16 protein-coding genes are annotated in these 21,908 nt (G+C 61.2%); 12 read left to right on the top strand and 4 right to left on the bottom strand.

Annotation, left to right across the window (positions count from 1 at the left end; genetic code table 11):
* The 4 genes from VIH17_05565 to aroC form a co-directional block, all read right to left on the bottom strand.
* Window positions 1-1,172 (bottom strand): transcription antitermination factor NusB (locus tag VIH17_05565; GenBank protein ID HEY4682701.1); only part of this gene is annotated, 1,172 nt, incomplete at its 3' end.
* A complete protein-coding gene (fmt, locus tag VIH17_05560) occupies window positions 1,166-2,098 on the bottom strand; it encodes a methionyl-tRNA formyltransferase (protein ID HEY4682700.1) in 933 nt (310 codons plus the stop codon). The genes VIH17_05565 and fmt, both read right to left, overlap by 7 nt.
* A 178-nt stretch (window positions 2,099-2,276) precedes the next feature.
* Window positions 2,277-2,786, bottom strand: a complete 510-nt coding sequence (gene def / locus VIH17_05555) for a peptide deformylase (GenBank protein ID HEY4682699.1) — start codon at window positions 2,784-2,786, stop codon at window positions 2,277-2,279.
* Between the two features lie 139 nt (window positions 2,787-2,925).
* A complete protein-coding gene (aroC, locus tag VIH17_05550; protein ID HEY4682698.1) occupies window positions 2,926-4,095 on the bottom strand; it encodes a chorismate synthase in 1,170 nt (389 codons plus the stop codon).
* 201 nt (window positions 4,096-4,296) lie between these two features.
* On the opposite strand from aroC, the gene VIH17_05545 reads away from it, so the two are divergent.
* From VIH17_05545 to VIH17_05490, 12 genes are all read left to right on the top strand, one after another.
* Window positions 4,297-5,079 (top strand): ABC transporter permease, encoded by a 783-nt coding sequence (locus VIH17_05545; GenBank protein HEY4682697.1) that lies wholly within the window; start codon window positions 4,297-4,299, stop codon window positions 5,077-5,079.
* A complete protein-coding gene (locus VIH17_05540) occupies window positions 5,061-5,903 on the top strand; it encodes an ATP-binding cassette domain-containing protein (GenBank protein HEY4682696.1) in 843 nt (280 codons plus the stop codon). The genes VIH17_05545 and VIH17_05540 overlap by 19 nt, the downstream gene beginning before the upstream one ends.
* Window positions 5,904-5,987: 84 nt before the next feature.
* Window positions 5,988-7,070: an MlaD family protein gene (locus VIH17_05535; protein ID HEY4682695.1), complete on the top strand. Its 1,083-nt coding sequence runs from the start codon at window positions 5,988-5,990 to the stop codon at window positions 7,068-7,070.
* Window positions 7,071-7,081: 11 nt separating this feature from the next.
* Window positions 7,082-8,797: an amidohydrolase gene (locus tag VIH17_05530; GenBank protein HEY4682694.1), complete on the top strand. Its 1,716-nt coding sequence runs from the start codon at window positions 7,082-7,084 to the stop codon at window positions 8,795-8,797.
* A gap of 361 nt (window positions 8,798-9,158) precedes the next feature.
* Entirely contained in the window at window positions 9,159-12,542 is a 3,384-nt protein-coding gene (locus VIH17_05525; protein HEY4682693.1) for a TonB-dependent receptor, read from the top strand.
* 552 nt (window positions 12,543-13,094) lie between these two features.
* On the top strand, window positions 13,095-14,519 hold the full coding sequence (locus tag VIH17_05520) for an efflux RND transporter periplasmic adaptor subunit (GenBank protein ID HEY4682692.1): 1,425 nt from the start codon (window positions 13,095-13,097) through the stop codon (window positions 14,517-14,519).
* Window positions 14,520-14,589: 70 nt separating this feature from the next.
* On the top strand, window positions 14,590-15,330 hold the full coding sequence (locus tag VIH17_05515; GenBank protein HEY4682691.1) for an ABC transporter ATP-binding protein: 741 nt from the start codon (window positions 14,590-14,592) through the stop codon (window positions 15,328-15,330).
* Window positions 15,331-15,425: 95 nt separating this feature from the next.
* Window positions 15,426-16,649: an ABC transporter permease gene (locus VIH17_05510; GenBank protein HEY4682690.1), complete on the top strand. Its 1,224-nt coding sequence runs from the start codon at window positions 15,426-15,428 to the stop codon at window positions 16,647-16,649.
* Between the two features lie 13 nt (window positions 16,650-16,662).
* Window positions 16,663-17,928 (top strand): ABC transporter permease, encoded by a 1,266-nt coding sequence (locus VIH17_05505; GenBank protein HEY4682689.1) that lies wholly within the window; start codon window positions 16,663-16,665, stop codon window positions 17,926-17,928.
* Window positions 17,929-18,146: 218 nt separating this feature from the next.
* The gene (locus tag VIH17_05500) at window positions 18,147-19,046 is read left to right on the top strand and encodes a class I SAM-dependent methyltransferase (protein HEY4682688.1); all 900 of its coding nucleotides are present in this window, start codon (window positions 18,147-18,149) and stop codon (window positions 19,044-19,046) included.
* Window positions 19,047-19,181: 135 nt separating this feature from the next.
* Window positions 19,182-20,417, top strand: coding sequence for an ABC transporter permease (locus tag VIH17_05495; GenBank protein HEY4682687.1), 1,236 nt, complete (start codon window positions 19,182-19,184; stop codon window positions 20,415-20,417).
* 34 nt (window positions 20,418-20,451) lie between these two features.
* Window positions 20,452-21,717, top strand: coding sequence for an ABC transporter permease (locus VIH17_05490; GenBank protein ID HEY4682686.1), 1,266 nt, complete (start codon window positions 20,452-20,454; stop codon window positions 21,715-21,717).
* Window positions 21,718-21,908 lie beyond the last annotated feature (191 nt).

The raw sequence follows: 21,908 nt of genomic DNA, 5'->3' as shown, positions 1-21,908 counted from the left end.
AGGGCGACCTGACGGCGATGGAAATCGCCCAGGTCTTCGGGTTTGAGCCGCCAGCGGATTTCGGGATGGCGAGCGAGCGTGCCCGTGCCCGAGCAAGGCACGTCCACCAGGATGCGGTCAAATTTCACCCCGAACGGCAGTGGCCGGCTGCCATCCAGCGCCACCAGCGGCACGGTGTTCACGCCGACGTTGAGGAGCAGCGTGCGCGTCCGCCGAAGACGATGCAGGCGACGGTCGGCGCCAAAGAGGGTCCGCGGGTTCCCGCGTAGATCGAGCAGCGCCGCGAGCTGCGCGGTTTTGCCGCCGGGCGCGCAGCAAAGATCGAGCACACGATTGCCTGGCCGCGGCGCGAGCCCCGATCCTGTCGGGGCGAGCAACAGGGCAATCATCTGTGAGGCTTCATCCTGAATGGCCAGCCAACCGCGCTGCCAGGCCTCGCTGCGCTGGATATTCCCGCTGCGAATGGTAATCGCATCCTTAAGCCATCGGCTTTCTTCCCACTCGATCTTGTCCCCGGCAAGCAGCGCGAGAATTTCTTTCGGTGAAGCCCGCGCGGTCACCAGGCGACAGCTCAGCCGGGCATGCTGGTTGTTCGAGGCAAGCAGGCTTTCCGTGCGGTTGCTGCCAAACGCAGCCAGCCAGCGCTCGACCAACCATCCGGGATGAGAGTGGAGAATGGCCAGCCGTTCGGCGGCTGAAAGTTCCTGCGGAAGAAATCCTTCAAGGGCTCCTCTGCCCAAGGCCGATGCGCCCGGGGCGCGCCGCCCGGCTTTCCGAAGCACAGCGTTCACCAGACCTGCCGCGGAACGTTTGCGCGCGAACTTCACCAGCTCCACCGACTGGTCAACGGCGGCTGCTTTTGGGATGCGCTCGAGAAAGCGCATTTGATAGAGACCGAGCCGCAAAGCGAGCCGCACCTCCCAGTCCAGCCTGGCCAGCGATTTGGCAGCAATCTTTTCGAGCAAGAAGTCGAGCTGGCCCTGCCAGCGGAGCACGCCGAATACCAACTCGTGTGCGAGCCTGCGATCTTCTTCCTTCAGGTTTGCCGTCAGGGGCGAGTGCAGCAGCTCAGTGGCGTAGCTGGCCGTGCGCTCGACCCGGGCCAAAATTTGAAACGCGATTTGGCGAGAAGCAGTGAGGGGCACCTGTTCCCCATCGTTGCCAGTCAGCAAAATTTGTCGCCGGTCAGGAGCTTCATCCCATTCATGAAATCAAGCGCCGAGATGCGCTTCCGATTTTCCAGTTGAAGCTCGTCCACCCGCAGAGGAGTCTGGCCGCCACAGGTGACCATAAGCCGGCCGGATTCCACAAAAATGGTTCCCGGCGGATGCGCTCGAAGCGGGCCGGCTTCCGGCCAGCTTCGCCAAAGGTGGCACAACTGACCGCGAAAAGAAGTGAAGGCCCCCGGCCAGGGCGCAAAGCCGCGAATCCGGTTGTGAATTTGTTCCGCCTTGAGATTCCAGTCGATCCGCCCCTCGTCTTTCTTGATACGGGGCGCGTAGGTAGCGAGCGCGTTTTCCTGCGGTCTCTCGATGATCGTCCCGGCTTCAAGCCCGCGCAACGTCCGAACCATCAGGTCGGCGCCGAGCGCGCTGAGGCGGCCGGCGAGCGTTCCGGCGGTATCGCCAGGAGCAATTTCCACTTCCTGCTGCAAGAGGATGGGGCCGGTGTCCATCCCCGGATCAATTCTCATGGTGGTTACGCCGGTCGCGCTCTCGCCGTTCACAATCGCCCACTGGACAGGCGCCGCTCCCCGGTATTTGGGCAGGAGGGATGCATGCAGGTTGATCCAACCATATTTCGGGATGGCGAGCAGGTCCGCCGGGATGATCTGTCCGTAGGCGATAATCGCGACGGCGTCCGGCCGGGCTCGCTCGAAAAATTGCCGCGCTGATTCGCTGCGCATTTTTTCCGGCTGATAAACATGAAGGCCGTGCTCGAGCGCGACTTCCTTTACCGGCGCGGCAGAAACTTTCTGCCCGCGCCCGCGCGCCCGGTCAGGCTGCGTAACCACCGCCTGGACGGGAAACTTTTCCACCAGCAGCTTGCGCAGCGTGGGAACGGCGAACTCGGGCGTGCCGCAGAAAACCAGGTTCATGATAGCGGTTCCTTCGTCAGTCCGTCCTGCGACGGGGGACTGGCGGGAGTGAAATCCGGAAGAAATCAGGGCAGGTTCCCTACTGGTTCCGACACTTGAAACTTGAAATTCATCACCGGACACTCGGCGAGTTTCGAATTTCGCTTTTCGATTTTCGCATTAATCTTAATCTTGAGGCCTACCACTCGCCCGCCTTGACCTTCTTCTTGATTTTGCGCTTGATCATATCGCGCTTGAGGAAGCTCAAGTGGTGGATGAAGAGCCGGCCGTCGAGGTGGTCCAGCTCGTGGCAGAAGGCGCGGGCCAGCATATCTTCGCCTTTCATCTCGTACCACATCCCGTGGACATCCCGGGCGCGCACGGTGACAAATTTCGGCCGCCGCACGTGAGCGCGAAAGCCCGGCAGGCTCAGGCAACCCTCCTCCTGGGAAACTTCGCCCTCGACGTGCAGGATCTCCGGATTGGCGAGCACGAGCCTTGCTTCGGGGCGCTCGCCCGAGGTGACATCAATCACGAGCAACCGCCGGTTCACGCCGATTTGGGGCGCTGCCAACCCGACCCCCTGAGCGGCGTACATGGTCTCAAACATGTCGTCCACAAGCTTCTTGAGCGATTCATCAAACGTGGCGACGGGCTCGGCGGGTTTTTCCAGCACCGCGTCGCCGTACTTCACGATGTCGTAAATCATCTGGATTAGTGCCGTTCCAACTTAGTGAGCCGATGCATTATACCCACGCGCTGCAAGCTCCAAGGATGCATGTGGCTCAGGTGCCACGCACCCACAAGTTGGTACGAGCAGGAAATAGCCCGAAAGAGTTGGAACGGCATTAGAACTCCCGCAGTTGCTGCTGATAGCCTTCAAAATTCCGGCGCACCTCGGCCAGCGTGTCGCCGCCAAATTTTTCGAGGAAGGCGCGCGCCAGCGCCAGCCCAACCATCGCCTCGCCGGCGCAGCCGGCTGCCGGAACCACGCAGACATCGGAGCGTTCATAAGCTGCGCGGACCACCTCCTTGGTGACCAGATCCACCGATTGCAGCGGCCGGCGCAGCGTGGAAATCGGCTTGAGGTAGCCGCGAACCACCACATCTTCGCCGTTGGTGATCCCGGCCTCGAGCCCGCCGGCATGATTGGCCACGCGGGTGAAGCGGCGCTGTTCGGCGTCATAGCCGATGGCGTCATGCACTTCCGAGCCAGGCATCTGGGCCGCCCAGACACCCGCTCCGATTTCCACGGCTTTTACCGCCTGAATCGACATCACCGCCTGGGCCAGTTGGCCGTCCAGCTTTTCATCCCAGTTGGCGTGCGAGCCCAGCCCCGGCGGAACGTGATGGGCGACCACTTCAAAGATGCCGCCCACCGAATCACCCTCCTTGAGAGCCCGGTCCACTTCCGCCTTCATGGCTTGCTCGACGCGGGAGTCCACGCAGCGCAGCGGCGAATCGAGATTTTCGTTCGCGGCAACAATTTCCTCCCAGCTTGCTGCGCGCTCGAGCCGGACGCCGCCGACCGCTAGCGTGTGGCTCCACACCTCGATGCCGAACTCGCGCAAGAGCAGCCGGGCCATGGCCCCGGCGGCCACCCGCGCCGCTGTCTCCCGGGCGCTCGCTCGTTCGAGCAAGAAGCGGGCGTCGTGCAGGTCGTATTTGAGACAGCCGGCGAGATCCACGTGGCCCGGGCGGGGTTGCGTCAGCGGGCGTGCCCGGTCGGCTGGCGGCTCCTGCGTCACCGACATGGTCTCCTGCCAGTTTGCCCAATCGCGGTTTTCGATCTGGAGCACGATGGGAGCGCCGATGGTTTTTCCGTGGCGGATGCCGGAAAGCGCCTGCACATGATCCTTCTCGATCTTCTGGCGGCCACCACGACCGTAGCCCAACTGCCGGCGGTGAAGCTGGGCGTTCAAAAAATAAAAATCCACCGCGAGGCCCAGCGGCAAGCCAGAAATCAGCGCGATAAGGCATTGTCCGTGTGATTCTCCGGCGGTTTGAAAGCGAAGCATCTTGACTCGAGCGGCCTGCCGCGGCGGGCGCGTTTCATCAGCCTCGCATAGTCGCCGCGGCGACCAAACAGCGGCCTGTATGCGCCACCCGGCGCAGAAACTGGCATTGTACCCAAGGCATCGAGGAGCGTCAAAACAATGCCTAGGCAACTCCCTTGACGCTTGGGTAAGGGGAAGCTAGATTGGTCGCCGGAGCGACCCATGGGGGCTTTGAGCGTCCTTTCCGAGATTCTCAAGCGCAGGGTTTTGGCTGTCCAGAATTACACCCTCCTCTCGGCCCGGTCAGTCAGGAACCTCGCCGGGCATCCTCGCTATCTCTACGACACCATGGCGCAGATGGACATCATCGGCGTGGGGTCGCTCCCGATTGTCATCCTCACCGGATTTTTCATCGGCGCGGTGCTGGTCTTGCAGACGGCGGCGCAGTTCATGGCGTTCGGGGAAGCCGCGCTGACCGGCGACATCGTGGCCCTTTCCCTTGTGCGCGAGATCGGGCCGGTGATCACCGCGCTGCTGGTGGCCGGGCGAAACGCCTCAGGCATTGCCTCCGAGCTTGGCTCGATGGTGGTCACCGAGCAAGTGGATGCGATGCGGGCGATGGGCACTGACCCCACGCGCAAGCTGGTGACACCGCGGGTGGTGGCCACCACCTCCATGCTGCCCCTGTTGACGATTGTGGCCGATTTCGTCGGCCTGGTGGGCGGCTTCATCGTGGCTTTTTTCGAGATTCACCTGAGTCCGGTTCAGTTCTGGACGCGGGCAGTCGGCGCGCTCGAATTCAAGGATCTGGTCCAGGGCCTGGCCAAGCCGTTTCTGTTTGGCTTCATTGTCTCCTCCGTCGGCTGCTATTATGGCTTGACGACTCGGGGCGGCACACAGGGCGTCGGCCGCTCGACCACCGAGGCCGTCGTCACCTCCTCGGTGCTCGTCCTCGTGTCAGACTTTTTCGTAACCAAGTTTCTGCTATGGGCGCTGGAAATGTAAGCGGCCGGGGCGCCGCCGCCGGCTACGCGATTTGCTTCGAAAACGTCTCCCTTGCGTTTGAGGGGAAGCCGGTGCTGCGCGAGATCACCTTCGCGGTGCCGGAGGGGGAAACGCTGGTCTTGCTCGGCGAAAGCGGCGCCGGCAAGACGGTGCTACTCAAACTCGCTCTGGGTTTGCTGCGGCCTGACGCGGGCCGCATCTCGATCCTCGGGCGGGAAATCACCGGCCTGGCGGAAGAGGAGCTGTTCGAGATCCGGAAAAAGATTGGCATGGTGTTTCAGGAAGGAGCGCTGTTCGATTCGCTTTCGGTGGCGGAGAACGTTGCCTATCGCTTGCAAGAAGAGGGCGTGCCGGCCGAGGAGCTCGTGGCGCGCGTGCGCCAGGCACTCTGCTTTGTCGAGATGGAAGGGGCGATGGTCAAGCTGCCGGCCGAGCTTTCCGGCGGGATGCGCCGGCGAGTGGCGATTGCCCGGGCGCTGATCAGCAAGCCGCCCATCCTTTTTTACGACTCACCGACCGCCGGGCTCGATCCCGTCACTTCCGAAACGATCTTGTCGCTGGTGCTGCGGCTGCGCGACCTGGAGGGCGCAACCTCCGTCCTGGTGACCCAGCGCCTCCAGGACGGCTTTGCGGTGGCGAACTATTACTTCGACCGGGAGGCAAACCGGCTGCGTCGGGCTACCGGCCCGACGAACGGCGCCGGCGGTCGTCATGATACGCGCACCATCTTCATGATGCTGCGCGACGGAGAGATTTTCTTTGAAGGCGCGCCGGAGGAGATGGCCCGCAGGGGCGATCCCTACCTCGAACAGTTCTTGCGCTGAGGACCTGCCCTGTACCATTCCGGTACAGGGCCTGCCCGGCCAACGGCGGGGCAGGAACGAGTCGCGTGGAAAGGGAGGCATGTCATGGCAAAGCGAGGCGAACTTTCTTGGACCCAGCTCCGTGTGGGATTGCTGGTGATTGTGGCGCTGATGATCTTCATGGTGGCGATCTTCTACATCACTGGCCGGGGCAAGTTGCTCGCCGGTAAATACACGCTCGTCACCTACCTGCCCGAGGCGCAAGGGCTCAAAGAGGGCGCGCCGGTGCGCCTGGCCGGCGTCGAGGTGGGCAACGTCGATCGGGTGCAACTCTCGCCCTATCGCGGCGACACGGCTCGCAGCGTGGCCATCACCATGCGCATCCTGAAGAGCTATCAGCCGGATATTCGCGCCGATTCCAAGGCCTCCCTGATCACGGAAGGATTGCTCGGCGAGCGGATGGTGGACATTACCCGCGGCTCTCAGGGGCCGCCGCTGGCCGACGGCGGGACGGTTCAGGGGAAGGAAGAGGCGGCGATTAAGTTGATCATCGAGCGCACCAATGAGGTTGTTTCCAACCTGAGCGTCATGACCGATCAGATCCGCGACATTGTCAGTCGCGTCCAGGCCGGCCAGGGGACGCTCGGCAAGCTCGTTCGAGATGAAACGCTCTACCACCGCGTCAATGCCGCTGTGGATGACGTGCACAAGCTGACGCAGCGAGCTGCCGCCGGCGAGGGCACGTTTGGGAAATTGATGGTCAGCGATGAGTTGTACGACCGCGCCAACGCGACGATGAAGCGGTTCGAGACCATGGTAGCCGACGTCGAGGCCGGCAAAGGAACCGTGGGCAAATTGCTCCGCGATGAGGCCATGGCCGCCCAGACCACGCAGATGGTCGAGCGCATCAACTCGGCCTTCGGCGACATCGAGGCCGGCAAAGGTACGCTCGGAAAACTGGCCAAAGATCCGGCGCTCTATGACGAAGCCAAGTCCACTTTTTCGAACCTCAACAACGTGACCCGCAAGCTCGACAAGGGCCAGGGCACTTTCGAAAAATTGATGGACGATCCAAAGCTCTATGACAATGCCAACGGGCTGGCGGAAGACCTCCGCGGCTTTGTCGCCGACTTTCGCGCCAACCCGAAGAAGTACATGCGGTTCAAGTTCGGAGTGTTGGTGTTCTGAGCCGGGAGGTCATGATGCGATTCCTTCTTTTGGCAGCGCTCTTGACTCTTGGGATTGCCTCGCTGGCGGAGCAGCGGCCAGCCGATCTGGTGTTGCGTGGCGGGCCCGTGATCACGCTCGAAGACAAGCAGCCGGAAGCGCGGGCAGTGGCAGTGACCGGGGGGAAGATCGTTTACGTGGGCGACGAGAATGGGCTGCGCGGGTACATCAGTCCGGGCACGCGGGTGGTGGAGCTCAACGGTCGCGCCGTGACGCCCGGCCTTCAGGACGCCCACGCGCATATGTTGGGCCTCGGCCAGTCACTGGAACGTTTGGACTTGCGCGGGCGCAACCTGGAGCAGATTCGCGCTCTGGTGGCGGCTGCCGCCAGGTCCGCCGCGGCGGACAAGCCGGGCGAGTGGATTTTCGGCCAGGCTTGGGACCAGACCGATTTTCCCAACAGGCAGTTCCCCACGCACGCCATTCTGGATGAGGTCGCGGCCGATCATCCCGTTCTCCTGTCGCGCGTGGATGGCCACGCCATCTGGGTCAACCGCAAAGCGATGGAAATGGCCGGCGTGACCCGCCAGAGCAAAGAACCACCCGGCGGAAAGATTCTCCGCGACGACCGGGGCGACCCAACCGGCATCTTTCTCGATAACGCCAACGACCTGATCGAAGCGAAAATTCCGCCGAGCAGCCCGGAGGTTCTCCAGCGACAACTGCTGGCCGCCATGAAGGAGTGCAATCGCTACGGCCTGGTGCGGGTCCACGACGCTGGCGTCAGCAAGAGCGGGCTTGAGGCTTACAAGGCGCTGCTCGGGCAAGACAAGATGACTGTGCGCATCTACGCCATGATCGGCGCCTACGATGGCGCAACGGATCTGGCGAATCCCGATTCCACGCTGAACCATTACTTGGCGCGCGGGCCGGAAGTGGATTTGGGCGAGGGGATGCTGACGGTGCGCAGCATCAAGATGATGGCCGACGGCGCGATGGGCTCCCGCGGCGCGGCTCTGCTCGCGCCCTACCGCGACGATCCCGGCAATTCCGGCCTGATGCGCGAAAGCGAAGAGTCCATTTATCGCGTCACGAAGGCCGCTCTCGAAAAGGGTTTTCAGGTGAATGTGCACGCCATTGGCGACCTCGCCAACCGCGTTACCCTCAATGCGTTTGAACGGGCCCGCAAAGAGGTTCCGGCGGCGCGAGATCCGCGGTTGCGGGACGAGCACGCGCAGCTCGTCGCCCCGGAGGACATTCCTCGCTTTGGCAAGCTTGGCGTCATCGCTTCCATCGAGCCTACGCACGCGACTTCCGACATGAAGTGGGCCGAAGCGCGCGTCGGCCCCCAGCGCGTCAAGGGTGCCTACGCCTGGCGGTCTATTCTGAGCGGGGGAGCGCGGCTGGCTTGCGGCTCGGATTTTCCGGTTGAACTCGTCAACCCGGTTCTTGGCCTGTACGCCGCCGTGAGCCGCCAGGACGTGGATGGCAACCCGCCCGGCGGCTGGTTGCCGCAGGAACGGCTCACCGCGCTTGAGGCGCTTCGATGCTTCACCACGGATGCGGCCTACGCTGCCTTTGAGGAAAAAGAGGAGGGCAGCATCGCCGTCGGCAAACGCGCCGATCTAGTCGTGTGGAACCACAGCCCCATACAAACGGCGCCCAGGGACGTTCTGAGCGCGGCGGTCGAGATGACCATAGTGGGTGGCAAGGTTGTGTACGAGGCGGGCGCCAAGGCGCAGCAGTAGTGACGTGCGCGGACAACCAGCTAGGTGCCTAAGTTTTGAAAGTTCCAGTACCTTCAAGGGTCAGCTGGGGACAGGGTAAGTTCGGTTATGGGAAACTGTATTTTTCTACAATAAACGGTACCAGAAGTAGCTAGCCTCCTCACCAACTTCGGCGTGTTCTTGTAACCTCTTGAAAACATGAACCGCCCATGTTGTATCCCTCGACTCCTCGTTTGGAAGGTAAACTGCTTCGCAGAAAGCCAGTAGTTGGGTGTCCAATAGCGTTGCCTACCTGCTTCCGCGTGGAGGGGGCGGTGGGGGGAGGGCATACGCGTAAGGCAGCCCTGTTTCCTGGAATGACATTTTGGTACGGAGGCGTAGTATGAACAGCCAGAACATTTGGAGGGCATGGGTGTGTCCGCTCTCCTTCGCTTTGTTGCTTTACTTCGTCGTGCTTCCGCCAGCCGCAGCTCAATATTCAGAGACCACAGGGGTGATCCAAGGCACGGTAAAGGACCCAACGGCCGCTGTGGTTCCCGGGGCCAGCGTGGAACTTAGCAGCATCGCCCTGATCACAGCCAAGAAAATTGAAACTGACAGCTCAGGCTACTTCCGGTTTGTAAATCTGCCTCCTGGGAATTATTCCCTTCTGGTGACCGCACAGGGCTTCAGCCAGCAAAACCGGACAGAAATCAAGCTTGAGGTCGGCAAGGTCCTCACCATTGATGTCACCCTCGAAGTCGGCGCGGTGACGCAGACCGTTGTCGTGGAGTCGGCCCCGCTGCAGATTGACACTACCTCGAACAAGGCGGCGGTGAACTTCACATCCGAGCAAATCACAAATATGCCCAAGGGCCGTTCGGCCTTCTTGATGCTTGGTTTAGCCCCGGGGGCGCGGTTTGAACCCTTGCAGGGGAGCGTCCGCGGGGACGCACGAGGCGTGGACGCCGGGTTTCAAATCGATGGCGCCAGTGACGGCGAAAACGTCTATGCGCTGGAGGGGATGGACACCACCAACATCCGCACCGGAGGCATTGGAGTCAATCCTCCCTCAGACTTCGTGCAAGAAGTGCAGGTCAAGAGCAGCGGCATGGAAGCGGAGTACGGCGGCGCGCTCGGTGGTGTGGTCAACATAGTGGAAAAACGGGGCGGGAGCACCTGGCATGGCGCCGGGCTCCTGTACTACCGTTCGGATGTTCTCCAGGCGAGCGAGCGGGTCACGCTTCGCCTGAATCCGACATACCCGCTGCAAACTGGCATCCGACTTTCGGAGCCGGCCGAGAATTACCAACCCAAGGAAGACCGTTGGAAGCTGCTTGAGCCTGGCTTTGAGGCCGGAGGGTTCGTCCTGAGGGATAGGTTATGGTTTTACGGTAGCTACATCCCGTCCATGTTTCGGCAAACCCGGACGGTCTTTGTCAACTTCGTCCCCGCAGCTCCGCAGTCTCCCTTCACTGGCCCGCGCGACTTCCCAACAACGGACACGACTCATTACGCGTTAGGCCGGTTGGACTGGCAGGCCGCACGAAAGGTCCGTGCCAGCTTCGGTTGGCATTACGCTTATCGGCGCGCAACCGGCCAGTCGGTTCCCCGGACTGATAGCCCATTCTTCGATCCCAACGCACCGGACCTGGACCCCTCTCTCTCAGGCACTCAACGCAACCAGTTCAACCCGGACAGCACACGCGATCCGGGGACCTTCCGTGCGGACACTGGGTTTGTTGCACCCAATTCGACTTACACGGTGAACGCGGACTGGACCATTAGCCCCAAGTTTGTCGTGACGGGGCGATATGGCTATTGGTTCACGAACCGAGGAGATCGCGGAAGACCGGTGGGCGTCCGCCGCGAATACATACTGGCGACGGCGGGCGTGACGGGCCTGGACGGGTCGGCAATCCCGGCTGGCGTCCAGGGGCCGGCCGACTTCTCCAACATCCCGAGCAACAGCCAGACCATTTTCGACGTGCTGACCCGCCACGGCCTCAATGTGGACGCGTCGTACGTGTTCCGGGCTGGCGGCACCCACACGTTCAAGGGCGGCTACGCGTTCAACAGACTGGCGAACGACGTGCAGAATGCGTTCAACACCGCGTGGGTGCGAATTTACTGGGGTCAGGACCGAACGTCCAGCGTGATTACTGGAGCGGGACAGGCGTTTTGCGCCCCCACTGGCGCCAATCGGACGCGCAACAGGACCCTCTACGGCATGGACGTCTGCCAAGGCATCTACGGGGCTTACCTGGTTGGAGTTAGCACTGAGACGACAGGCAAGGTTTCTAGCTTCAACAACTCTCTCTATGTTCAAGATACCTGGCAGGTGGGCAGAGGCATTACCTTGAACCTCGGTGTCCGGTTTGACAAGGAGTATCTGCCCTCCTTCAAGCCGTACCCGAACGACCCTCTTGCCTCCCGGCCTATTGACTTCGGCTTCGGGAGTAAGGTAGGTCCCCGGCTCGGAGGGGCTTGGGACGTTTTCCGGAACGGCAAAATGAAGGTGTACGGCAGCTGGGGTTTCTTCTACGACATCATGAAGTACGAGATGCCGCGGGGCGCGTTTGGCGGCGAGTACTGGCATGATTGTTGGTTCACGCTTGACACCACCGACCTCAGCACCATCAACCCGCAGCGAGACGCCGGCGGCCACAGTTGTCCGGGGGCCGGCGGCACGCCCGGCGACAAGATCGAAGAGATCGACTGGCGAGCGGTTGCGAACGACCCGAGTGATAACCGGATTCCAGCCGACACGAAGCCCATGCGCCAGCGGGAATTGGTCTTTGGAGCGGAGTATGCCCTGCGCTCCGACCTCGGTCTTGAAGTCCGCTATGCCCGGAAGCGGCTCGACCGAACCATCGAGGACACGGGGTACTTTGACGCTCTGGGGGAGAACTACTATATCGGCAACCCCGGTGAAGGCATTCTCGTGAACCCCGTCAGCGGCGTGTGCCCCACCTGCCCGAACCAGCCCAAACCCATGCGCAACTACGACGGGGTGGAATTCAAGCTAAGCAAGCGTTGGTCGCACAACTTCTTCTTCACCACGTCGTACACGTACAGCCGGCTCTACGGCAACTACAGCGGGCTCACCAGTACTGATGAGGTTGGTCGGCACAGCCCCAACGTCAACCGTTTCTTTGACCTGCCGCACATGGCCTGGAACGCGCAAGGCCAGCAGGTGTTTGGCTTGCTGCCGACCGACCGGCCCCACACCTTCAAGTTCTACGGCGCCTATAGGCTAAAGTGGTGGGGAATGGAGAGCACCTTCGGCCTGACGCAGGTGGCTTACTCTGGCACTCCGCTCACCACCGAGATCGGGACTATCGGCAGTCTGACTTCGTCCTCACCGGTGGAGGGTAGGGGCAACTTCGTTCCGTTGTCCCGCGACCCGGCCACAGGCAACTGGATCGCCGGAGGTATCGAAAAAGGGAAGCGGACCGATGCCTTTACTAACACCGACTTCCTGTACGTCCACGAGTTCAAACTGAGCAAGACGAACGAGGCGCTGCGTGCGGCGTTCGAACTCAACGTGAGCAACCTCCTGAACCAGTCCAATGTTCTCTCCATCTATTTCCGCGGCCCCCGCACCGGTGTGCTCACCTTCCCCATCACGGGGAGCGCCATTCCCGACTGGGCGGCTTTCTTTGCTGGATTTGATTGGGTGGCAAAAGCCAACGCCCAGAGCAAGGTGATGGACAGCCGGTACGGTACTTCGCAATACTTTCAGGTTCCCCGGTCGCTTCGGATGAAGATAAAGTTCAGCTTCTAGGAAGCAGGACCGGCACGACACATTAACAACCAGCCAGGGGTGAGGCCAAAGGCCTTACCCCTTTTGTTTTGGCGCCAGTTTCCAAGCCCTTTCGCCGCTGGCTCTAGCTGTTGGGAGGCACACTCACGTCCAGAGCGGTGCCCACCCGTAACCCACCATCAGGAACGCAAGGATCGCGGCGGAACTTCCGTCAATTTATGCTCCAGGCGTGCAGGGAGCGGGAATTGACCTGGTGCGGTCTTTTAAGAAAACGGTCTTCCGTGACAAGAGCTTATACGTCTAATGAAGCGACGGGCTCAGCCGGCGAGAGGGGGTGAGAAAACCGAGGAGGAACACTATGGCTGGTTGTGCAGTAACTCTTTGGGCGGGGTGGGTCTTGGGAAAGTCCCCAATCTGTTCTAAAATTAAGAGGTTTCGGCAGGTGTCGGGGCGGCCTCCGAATGGGAGAAACTTTTTGAGGAGTACCGACGTAGTAGAAGAAGGGCGGAGTTTCCCGTTCGTTGAGTTTGACCAGCCTGGGCACCTGAGCCCGGAAGTCAAGAGTAGGTGGTCATGAAACGCTGGAAAAAGATCCTTTTGATTATCGGCGGCGTAGTAGTCCTTGCCGGGATCGTCCTCTACAGCATCAAGTCCTATAACCAGGGCGTGGTGACGGTGCAGACCGGCAAGGTCGGCAAGCAAGACCTGACGCAACTGGTGACTGCCTCCGGACAAATCAAGCCCAAGGATACGGTGAACGTCAACGCCGAGGGCTTCGGAAAAATCGTTCAGATCCCGGTGAAAGAGGGCGACCGGGTAAGGAAGGGCCAGACGCTGCTGCGGCTGGAATCCACCCAGCCGGCCGCGGATGTGGCCGCGCAACAAGCTTGGCTCCAGTCCTCCGTGCAAGCGGTGAAATCGGCCCAGGCGAACTCCCAGAGCGCGCAGGCGGACCTGACGCGGAGCAAGGCTGATTTCGACCGAGCCAAGTTGAATTGGGAACGGGCGCAAGGCCTCTTCAAAGACCAATTGATTGCCCGGTCGGAGTTTGATGCCCGGAGGGCGGAGTTTGAAAGCGCCCAGGCGGCGGTCGAGCTCGCCTCGGCGCGAGTCGAGCAGGCGAAAGCCGACCTCGAGCGAGCGCGCTACGGCCGGCAGCAGGCTGAGGCGACCCTGGCGCGAGCCGCTGACGTGCTTCACAAGACCACCTATATGGCGCCGCTCAACGGCACGGTGACGACGCTGCCCGTGCACGTCGGCGAGAACGTTGTCCCGGGCATCCAGAACGTCAGCGGCAGCTTTTTGATGACCATTGCCGATATGTCCGTCATCACCGCCGAGGTCAAGGTGGACGAAACCGACATTGTCAACCTCAAGCTCGGCCAGGAGGCCGATGTCACCATTGACGCCATCCCCGACAAGACCTTCAAGGGTCACGTCACCGAGATCGGCTCGAGCGCCATCATTCGCTCGACCGGACTGGCTACTTCGCAGGTAACCGGCGGATCGCAGGAGGCAAAAGATTTCAAGGTGGTCGTCACCCTCGGCAACCCGCCGGACAATCTGCGCCCGGGTCTCTCCACCACCGCCAAGATCGTCACCGCCACCCGCAAGAACATCGTGGCCATTCCCATCCAGGCGCTGACCATCCGCACGCAAAAGGAACTGGACGAGGCGGAGAAGGCCAGTCAGAAAAAAGGCAAAGGCGGCACCACGCTCGCCGCCGCCAAGAATGTGGCCGCTGCCGATGATCCCAAGAAGGACGCCAAGAAGGAGATCCAAGGAGTCTTCGTGACGCGCGACCGGCGGGCTTTCTTTGCTTCCGTTACCACCGGCATTACCGGCGTAACCGATATTGAAGTGCTCAGCGGGTTGAACGAGGGCGACGAAATCGTGACCGGCAGCTACAAGGCGTTGCGCACGCTGAAGCCGGGTGCCCGCGTCAAGATCGACAACAAGGCGAAGAGCGACGAGGAGAAAGAGCAAAGCAGCAGTTAACCTGCCCCGAGTGGGCCGGCCGGGAGAGCGGCTACGCCAGGCAATCAGCTAATGGAAGGAACCGCTGGATATGGCTACTCAGGCAATCGCGGGTGATGGCCTGCGCCAGGACTTGATTGACCGCGGCTGCATGATCTGCACGGAAGGGCTCTGGAAGACCTATGAAATGGGCGCCGAGCAGATTCATGCCTTGCGCGGTCTGGACCTGGAGATCAACAGCGGAGAATACTGCGCCATCATGGGCCCGTCGGGCTCCGGCAAATCCACCTTGATGAACCTGATTGGTTGCCTCGATACGCCCAGCCAGGGCAACTACTGGCTCAACGGCCGCCCGGTGAGCCGGATGAACGACGACGAGCTGGCTTACATCCGCAATAAGGAAATCGGCTTTGTCTTTCAGACCTTCAACCTGCTGCCGCGGGCAACAGCCCTGCACAACGTGGAACTGCCGCTCATTTACAACGGCACGCCGGCCGAGGAGCGCATCAAGCGCGCCAAGAGGGCTATGCACGAAGTGGACCTGGACGACCGTATGCTCCACCGGCCCAACGAACTGAGCGGCGGGCAACGCCAGCGGGTGGCGATTGCCCGGGCGCTGGTCAATAACCCCTCCATCCTGCTGGCCGACGAGCCCACCGGCAACCTGGATACCCAGACGGGTGCCGAGATCATGCTCCTGTTCGATAAACTTTACGACCAGGGGAACACCATCATCCTGGTGACCCACGAGCGCGACGTCGCCGCCCATGCCCACCGCATCATCCACATCCGCGATGGCCGCGTCGAACTGGATGAAAAAGTAAAGGCGTAAAAGAGGCAAAAAGGGCTCTTCGGCGGAAACTTTCGCCTTCTCCCGTTCGTACAAAAGAGGGGAGATTCCTCGGCCCTGCCCCTCCGGAAGTTCTTATGAACACCTACGCGTCGGTGGCCATTGCGGTGGACAGCCTGCGCAGCCACAAGCTCCGGAGCTTTCTGACGCTGCTCGGCATCATCATCGCCACCGCCACCCTGATTTTTGTGATCGCGGTGATCAAAGGGCTGGATGGCTATATTGCCGATCGCGTGGCCAACCTGGGTTCGAACGCTTTTCTCATAACCCGCTTCCCCATCATCACCAATTTCGATGATTACGTGAAGGCGGTGCGGCGCAACCGGCCGATCACCGTCGAAGATTTTCAGGCGGTCAAGGAGCGCCTGACCCCGGCCAGCGAGGTTGGGCTGCAATCACAAACCCGGCGCGACGTCCGCTATGGCACTCAGCTTTGGACGGATGTTTCCGTAAGGGGCGTTACCGCCAACACCATCGAGATCGGGATCGAACAGGTGGACACCGGCCGGTATATCACCGAATCGGACGATGCCCATCGCGCCGCGGTGGCCTTCATCGGCCGCGACGTGGTCGAGCGCCTCTTCCCCAACGTGGACCCGGTCGGAAAAGTGCTTCTGGTGGACGGAAGGCCCTTTGAGGTGGTGGGAGCGGCCAAGCCGATCGGGAGCGTGTTCGGTCAATCGCAGGATAAGTTTGTCTATATCCCGGTGCGGACGTTCCTGAAGATGTACGGCGAGCACCTGGACATGTGGATCAACGTCGCGGCTCGATCGCCCGGCCTGCTCGAGCAAACGCAGGATCAGGCGCGGATCGTCATGCGGGCGCTGCGCCACCAACCGCCCAACGACCCGGACCGGTTTGGCATCATCGCATCCAAATCGGTCATGGATGTTTGGGACAACATTTTCGGGGCGGTTGCCAATGCCACCATCGGGGTGGTGGCGGTGTTTCTGGTCGTCGGTGGCGTGGTCATCATGAACATCATGCTGGCCACGGTGACCGAGCGCACCCGCGAGATTGGATTGCGCAAATCGCTTGGAGCGCGCCGCCGCGATATCCTGATGCAATTCCTGGTCGAATCTTCCCTGCTGGCGGCCGCTGGCGGCATCGCCGGTGTGCTGCTCGCCTTCGGCCTTTCCCAGTTGGCAAGCAGCGGGCTCTCCGTGCCCACGCGCACGCCGCTTTGGGCGGTGGCCACCGGAGTCCTCCTTTCGACTGCCGTCGGGTTGTTCTTCGGGATCTATCCGGCGAGCAAGGCAGCCAGGCTCGACCCGATTGAGGCGTTGCGAGTGGAAGGATGAGCAAGGTTTTGCGATGAAATTCCAAATGCGCAAGGACTACAAGGAAAACATCAAGCTTGCGCTGGACACCCTCCGCCAGCACAAGCTGCGGTCGTTCCTGACGATGCTGGGAGTGATCGCCGGGGTCATGACGATCATTGCGGTCGCTTCCATCATCGTCGGGCTGAACCGAAACATCACCCAGGAGATTCAAGCCTTCGGCACCAATACGGTTTTCTTTTCACGCATCGGGAGCGGCATCCGTTTTCACGGTCTCACCAAAGAAGAACGGCTCCGGAAGCACCTGACCTACGAGGACGCGGTGGCGATCAAGGAGAGCTGTCCGTCGGTGAAGAACGTCGCGCCTTCCATTTTTCCCTTCGAAAACGATAGGGATGATCAGATCTTCTCCGCCCGCTACAAAAATACCGAAGTGAACGGAATTGATTTCCGCGGCACGGTGCCCGAGTTCATCTCGGTCTATAGCAACGCCGTGATGAAAGAAGGGAGATTCTTCACCGAAGCGGAAAACGAACACCGCTTCGAGGTGGTCGTCATCGGCGAGGACATCGCCGCCACCTTCTTTCCGCACGAAGACCCCCTGGGCAAAGAGATTATTGTGCAGAACCATGCCTTTCGCGTGATCGGCGTTTTTGAGCGGGCCAAGGGTTTCAGCGGCGGGAACGAAGATCGGCGGGTGGCCATCCCGCGGCTGACATTCCATAAAATCTATCCGGAGGCGAAGGAATACGGCATCCGGGTCGAGGCCTACCCCGGAAAGGTGCCGCAGGCGATTGATGAGGCGCGGGACGTGCTGCGCCGGCGCCGCAAGGTGCCGTTCCGCAAGCCGGATGATTTCTCCTACATCACCTCGGACCAGTTGATCGAGCAGTTCCACCAGATCACTGGCGCGGTCGCCCTGGCCCTGGTGGTCATCAGCAGCATTGGTTTGCTGGTGGGCGGCATCGGGGTGATGAACATCATGCTGGTATCGGTCACCGAGCGCACGCGCGAAATCGGGGTGCGCAAGGCCATCGGCGCCCGCCGCCGCGACGTCGTCCAGCAGTTCCTGGTTGAAGCCATGACCTTGACCGGAGCGGGCGGCATTGTCGGGATCGTCCTGGGTTGGGTGATTAGCGTCCTGATTCGGACCCTGGCGCCCTCTTTGCCCACCTCGGTTCCCCTCTGGGCATTTGTGACCGGATTTTTGGTTTCGGTGAGCGTGGGGCTTTTTTTTGGGATGTGGCCGGCGGTGAAGGCGGCTCGGCTCGACCCGGTCGTGGCCCTGCGCTACGAATAGCGGCGCGGGGTGCCAGTCCTGCTCTGCCTATGATGGCCGGATTCCCATCACCCATTAAAGCTTTGTTTTTCCGTGGTAGCTGACGCTTGCCGGGTTACTTTTCCCAATTGACGCCTGCCGTTACGGGGATTTAGAGTTGTTTGGTTTTCCGGGGAAGCCCGTGTCGATAAGGATTCCGATGCGGGCAAGTCAATCCCTTCCCTGCCTACCCCGTGGAAATGGAAAAACATCTCCTTTACGACGATGCGTTGATGGCGTGCGAAACTTGCGGCTCGGCCGACTTCCGCCCTTTCGCCTCCGACTGGCATGGGATGAAGATTGTGTCCTGCCGGAGTTGCGGCCTGCAGTTTGTCAACCCGCGGCCGTCGTTTGAGAGTCTCTCGAAAGTGGTCTATGTGGAGCGCTATTACACCGGCGACGGCAAGCTCCAGAGAGAGCAATTACCCGGCGAAGAACGGGCCGTGATCGAGTTGCGCCAGCGGCAATATCGCAGCCAGATCGAGCAGTTGGAGGCGCTGCTGCCTCGCCCACCCCGTTCGCTGCTCGACGTGGGCTGCGGGGACGGCCCATTCCTTCAATATGCCGCCGACCGGGGCTGGCATGTGGCTGGCACCAACGTTTCCGAACGCGGCGTCGAACTCTTGCGCGATCGCCTCGGTTTCTATGCCTACCTCGGCCGGTTGCATGAGATCGATTTCAACGCGCCTGACTCGGCCGCGCGCTGCTTCACGGCGATTCGCCTCGACCACGTCCTCGAGCACAGCCATCATCCCGCTCGCGACCTCCAGGTCTGCCGACGGATTCTCGAGGCGAACGGGATTCTGTTCCTTAGCGTGCCGAATGTGGCGAGCCTGAACCATCGCGCCAAGAGCCTGGTCAGCCGGCTGCGACTCAAAGCCCGGCCCTGGAAGCACTACACCAACGCCCGCCACCTTTTCTTCTTCACCGCCGATACGCTCGAGCGCCTGCTCGACCGGAGCGGGTTTGAGATCGTCCACTGGCAGACGCCGGTTCTTTGGAAAGCCGGCCGGAGCGAGGCGCTGCACCAGATGTATCGCGCCCTGCTGGAATTCCCCCGTTGGGCCAACGTCCTCGACGTGTACGCCCGGCCGGCCTGACTCGAACCCCTCCTGAGGCTTCGGGAAGGTCGGGCTCAGCCACGCCCCAAACTCTTCCTGCAGGCCCCGAGAAATCTTTGCCGTGTCGCCGCGTATTGCTACTATATAGATTTCGGGACGATGGGTATCAGCCACATGAAGCGGCGCAACATGCAATTCGGCGAGGCGGTGCGCATTTCGCTCGACTCGCTCTGGGCTCACAAGCTCCGCTCGATCCTCACCCTGCTGGGCGTGGTGATTGGCGTGATGGCGGTGATCGCGGTGGTCAGCTTCGTCGGCGGGCTCAACAGCTACGTGGCCGAAAAGGTCTTCAATCTGGGTGCCGATGTTTTTCTCATCGGCAAAGTTCCGGCCGTTATCACCGACATTGATACCTGGATCGAGGCCCAGAAGCGCAAGGACATTCGCTACGAGGATTTTGAGGCTGTCCGGGCCAACTGCGCCGGTTGTCCCCACGTGGGCGCCACCCTTTTTCGCCTGGGCGAGACCCATGTCGGCAACAATTCATTAAAAGACTCGTTCGTGCGCGGCTGGACGGCTTCGATGCAGCGCATTTATGACCTCGAGGTCGTGCAAGGGCGTATGTTCACCGAGCTGGAGGATCACCGCGGGCTCCATGTTTGTCTCGTAGGACCGGAGATCGTGGAGCAACTGCTGCCCTTCGGCAACCCCATCGGACAGGAAGTCCGGCTGGACAATCAGGTCTATCAGATCATTGGCGTGGGGAAGAAGCAGGGCTCGGTGCTCGGCCAGTCGCGAGACAACTGGGTGCTCATCCCGCTCCAAACCTTCATGCGGGTCTATGGCAGCCGCCAATCGTTGCGCATCTGGGTGAAGGCAAAGGGGACCGAACGGATGGCAGCGGCCATGGACGAGGCGAGGCTGATCATGCGCGCCCGCCGGCACAATCTGCTCAGCCAGAAAGATGACTTCGTCATCGAGACGAACGATACGTTCATCGGCCTGTGGAAAGATTTCAGCCAGACGTTTTTCATCGTGGTGATCGCCATCGCCTCGATCGCGCTGGTGGTGGGCGGCATCGTCATCATGAACATCATGCTGGTATCGGTCACCGAGCGCACGCGCGAAATCGGGCTGCGTAAGTCAGTCGGGGCGCGGTCGCAGGACATCCTGATCCAATTCTTGATCGAGTCTTCGACGATGGCGGCCGTCGGCGGCCTCTGGGGGGTCGTTTTCGGCGTCGGGCTGGCGAAGAGCATTACCCACTTCACCGATTTTCCCTCCCAGGTGCTCTGGTGGGCGGTGATGGCGGCGTTGCTGATGGCCACCAGCGTGGGCCTCTTCTTTGGGATCTACCCGGCTAGCCGGGCGGCCCGGCTTGATCCGGTCGTAGCCTTGCGCGCCGAGTAGCGCCGAGGCCGGGTGGCGGAGGAAAGCAGGAGAGATGGTCGGAAAGGTTCAATCGGGGACTTTCGAGGCGGTGTGGCTGGCGTTCGATGCGCTGCGTCGCAACAAGTTGCGCTCGTCTCTGACCATCCTGGGCATCGTGATTGGGGTGATGGTGGTGATTGCCATCACGGCGGTGATCAACGGGCTCAATGCCAACGTCATGGCCCAGATTGAAGACATCGGCTCGAACCTGATTTTTGCCTTTCGTTTCAATTTTGCCACCATCGGCCGGCCCCCCTCGGAGTGGTTCACGCGCAAGGAGCTGACGTATGAAGATTACCTGGCGGTGGCTCAGCTCCCGCACGTGGAGGCGGCCACCACCGGCATACGCATTTTTCAGCCGCAATTTGGCGAAGGGACTTACTCGGTGCGCTACGGCGGCAACCGCGCCAAGAACGCCATCGTCGAGGGCGACACCCCCTCGGCGGACAAGGTCTTTGCCCTGCGCATGAAAGCCGGCCGGTGGTTCACCGAGCAGGACAACCAGAGGCGGCTCATGATCTGCGTCCTCGGCTACGATACCGCCGCAATCCTCTTTCCCAAGAGCGACCCCATCGGCAAAGAAGTCGAACTCGGAGGCCAGTGGCTCACCGTGGTTGGCGTTGGGGAGAAGCGAAAAGGCTTCGCTGGTGGCAAGAACCCGGAAGACAACATTGTCCTGCTTCCTCTCGAAACCTTCCGGAAGCTCCATCCCGAGCAAAAGGACTTCTTGATTTCTGTCCGAACGGAATCGCCGGAGACGATGCCCGTCGTGATTGACGAAATCCGCCAGTTGCTTCGCCGGCGGCGCCACGTGCCGTTCGATAAACCCGATAACTTTGCCATCTTCACCCAGGACGCCTTCACCGACCTTTGGCGGCAACTGACCGGCGGGATCTTCATCGTCGGTTTTGCGGTGGGTTCGGTCGGGTTGATGGTGGGCGGGGTCGGGGTGATGAATATCATGCTGGTGTCGGTGACCGAGCGCACGCGCGAAATCGGCATCCGCAAAGCCATCGGCGCGCGCCAGCGGGACATCCTCTGGCAGTTCATTCTGGAGGCTATGACCCTGACCGCGGTGGGGGGAGTGATCGGTATCATCGTGGGGGCGCTGATTGCCCTGATCCTCCGTATGACCTTTTCCTTCTTGCCGGCCACGGTCAGCCCCATTGCGGTGGCGGTCGGTTTCTGCGTCTCTGCGCTCATTGGGCTCTTCTTCGGCATCTATCCTGCCTGGAAAGCCGCCCGTTTGAATCCGGTCGAAGCCCTGCGGTACGAGTAAAAGTCGAAGAGTCCAAGAGTGGAAGAGTCAAAAAGCGATGTAGCGGCCGGCTTCAGAGTCTGTGTGACAACCCCGACTTGGGCCATCTTCAGCGGCTCAAGCCGCTGAAGGTTTATTGAAATTACTCGACTTACGGCACGACTAAAGTCGTGCCCTGACGAGAAACGTGAGTTTTCACACGGACTCTTCAG

Source organism: Candidatus Acidiferrales bacterium, from assembly GCA_036514995.1.
GTDB lineage: Bacteria > Acidobacteriota > Terriglobia > Acidiferrales > DATBWB01 > DATBWB01.
This window is presented reverse-complemented; position numbering and strand designations above follow the sequence as displayed.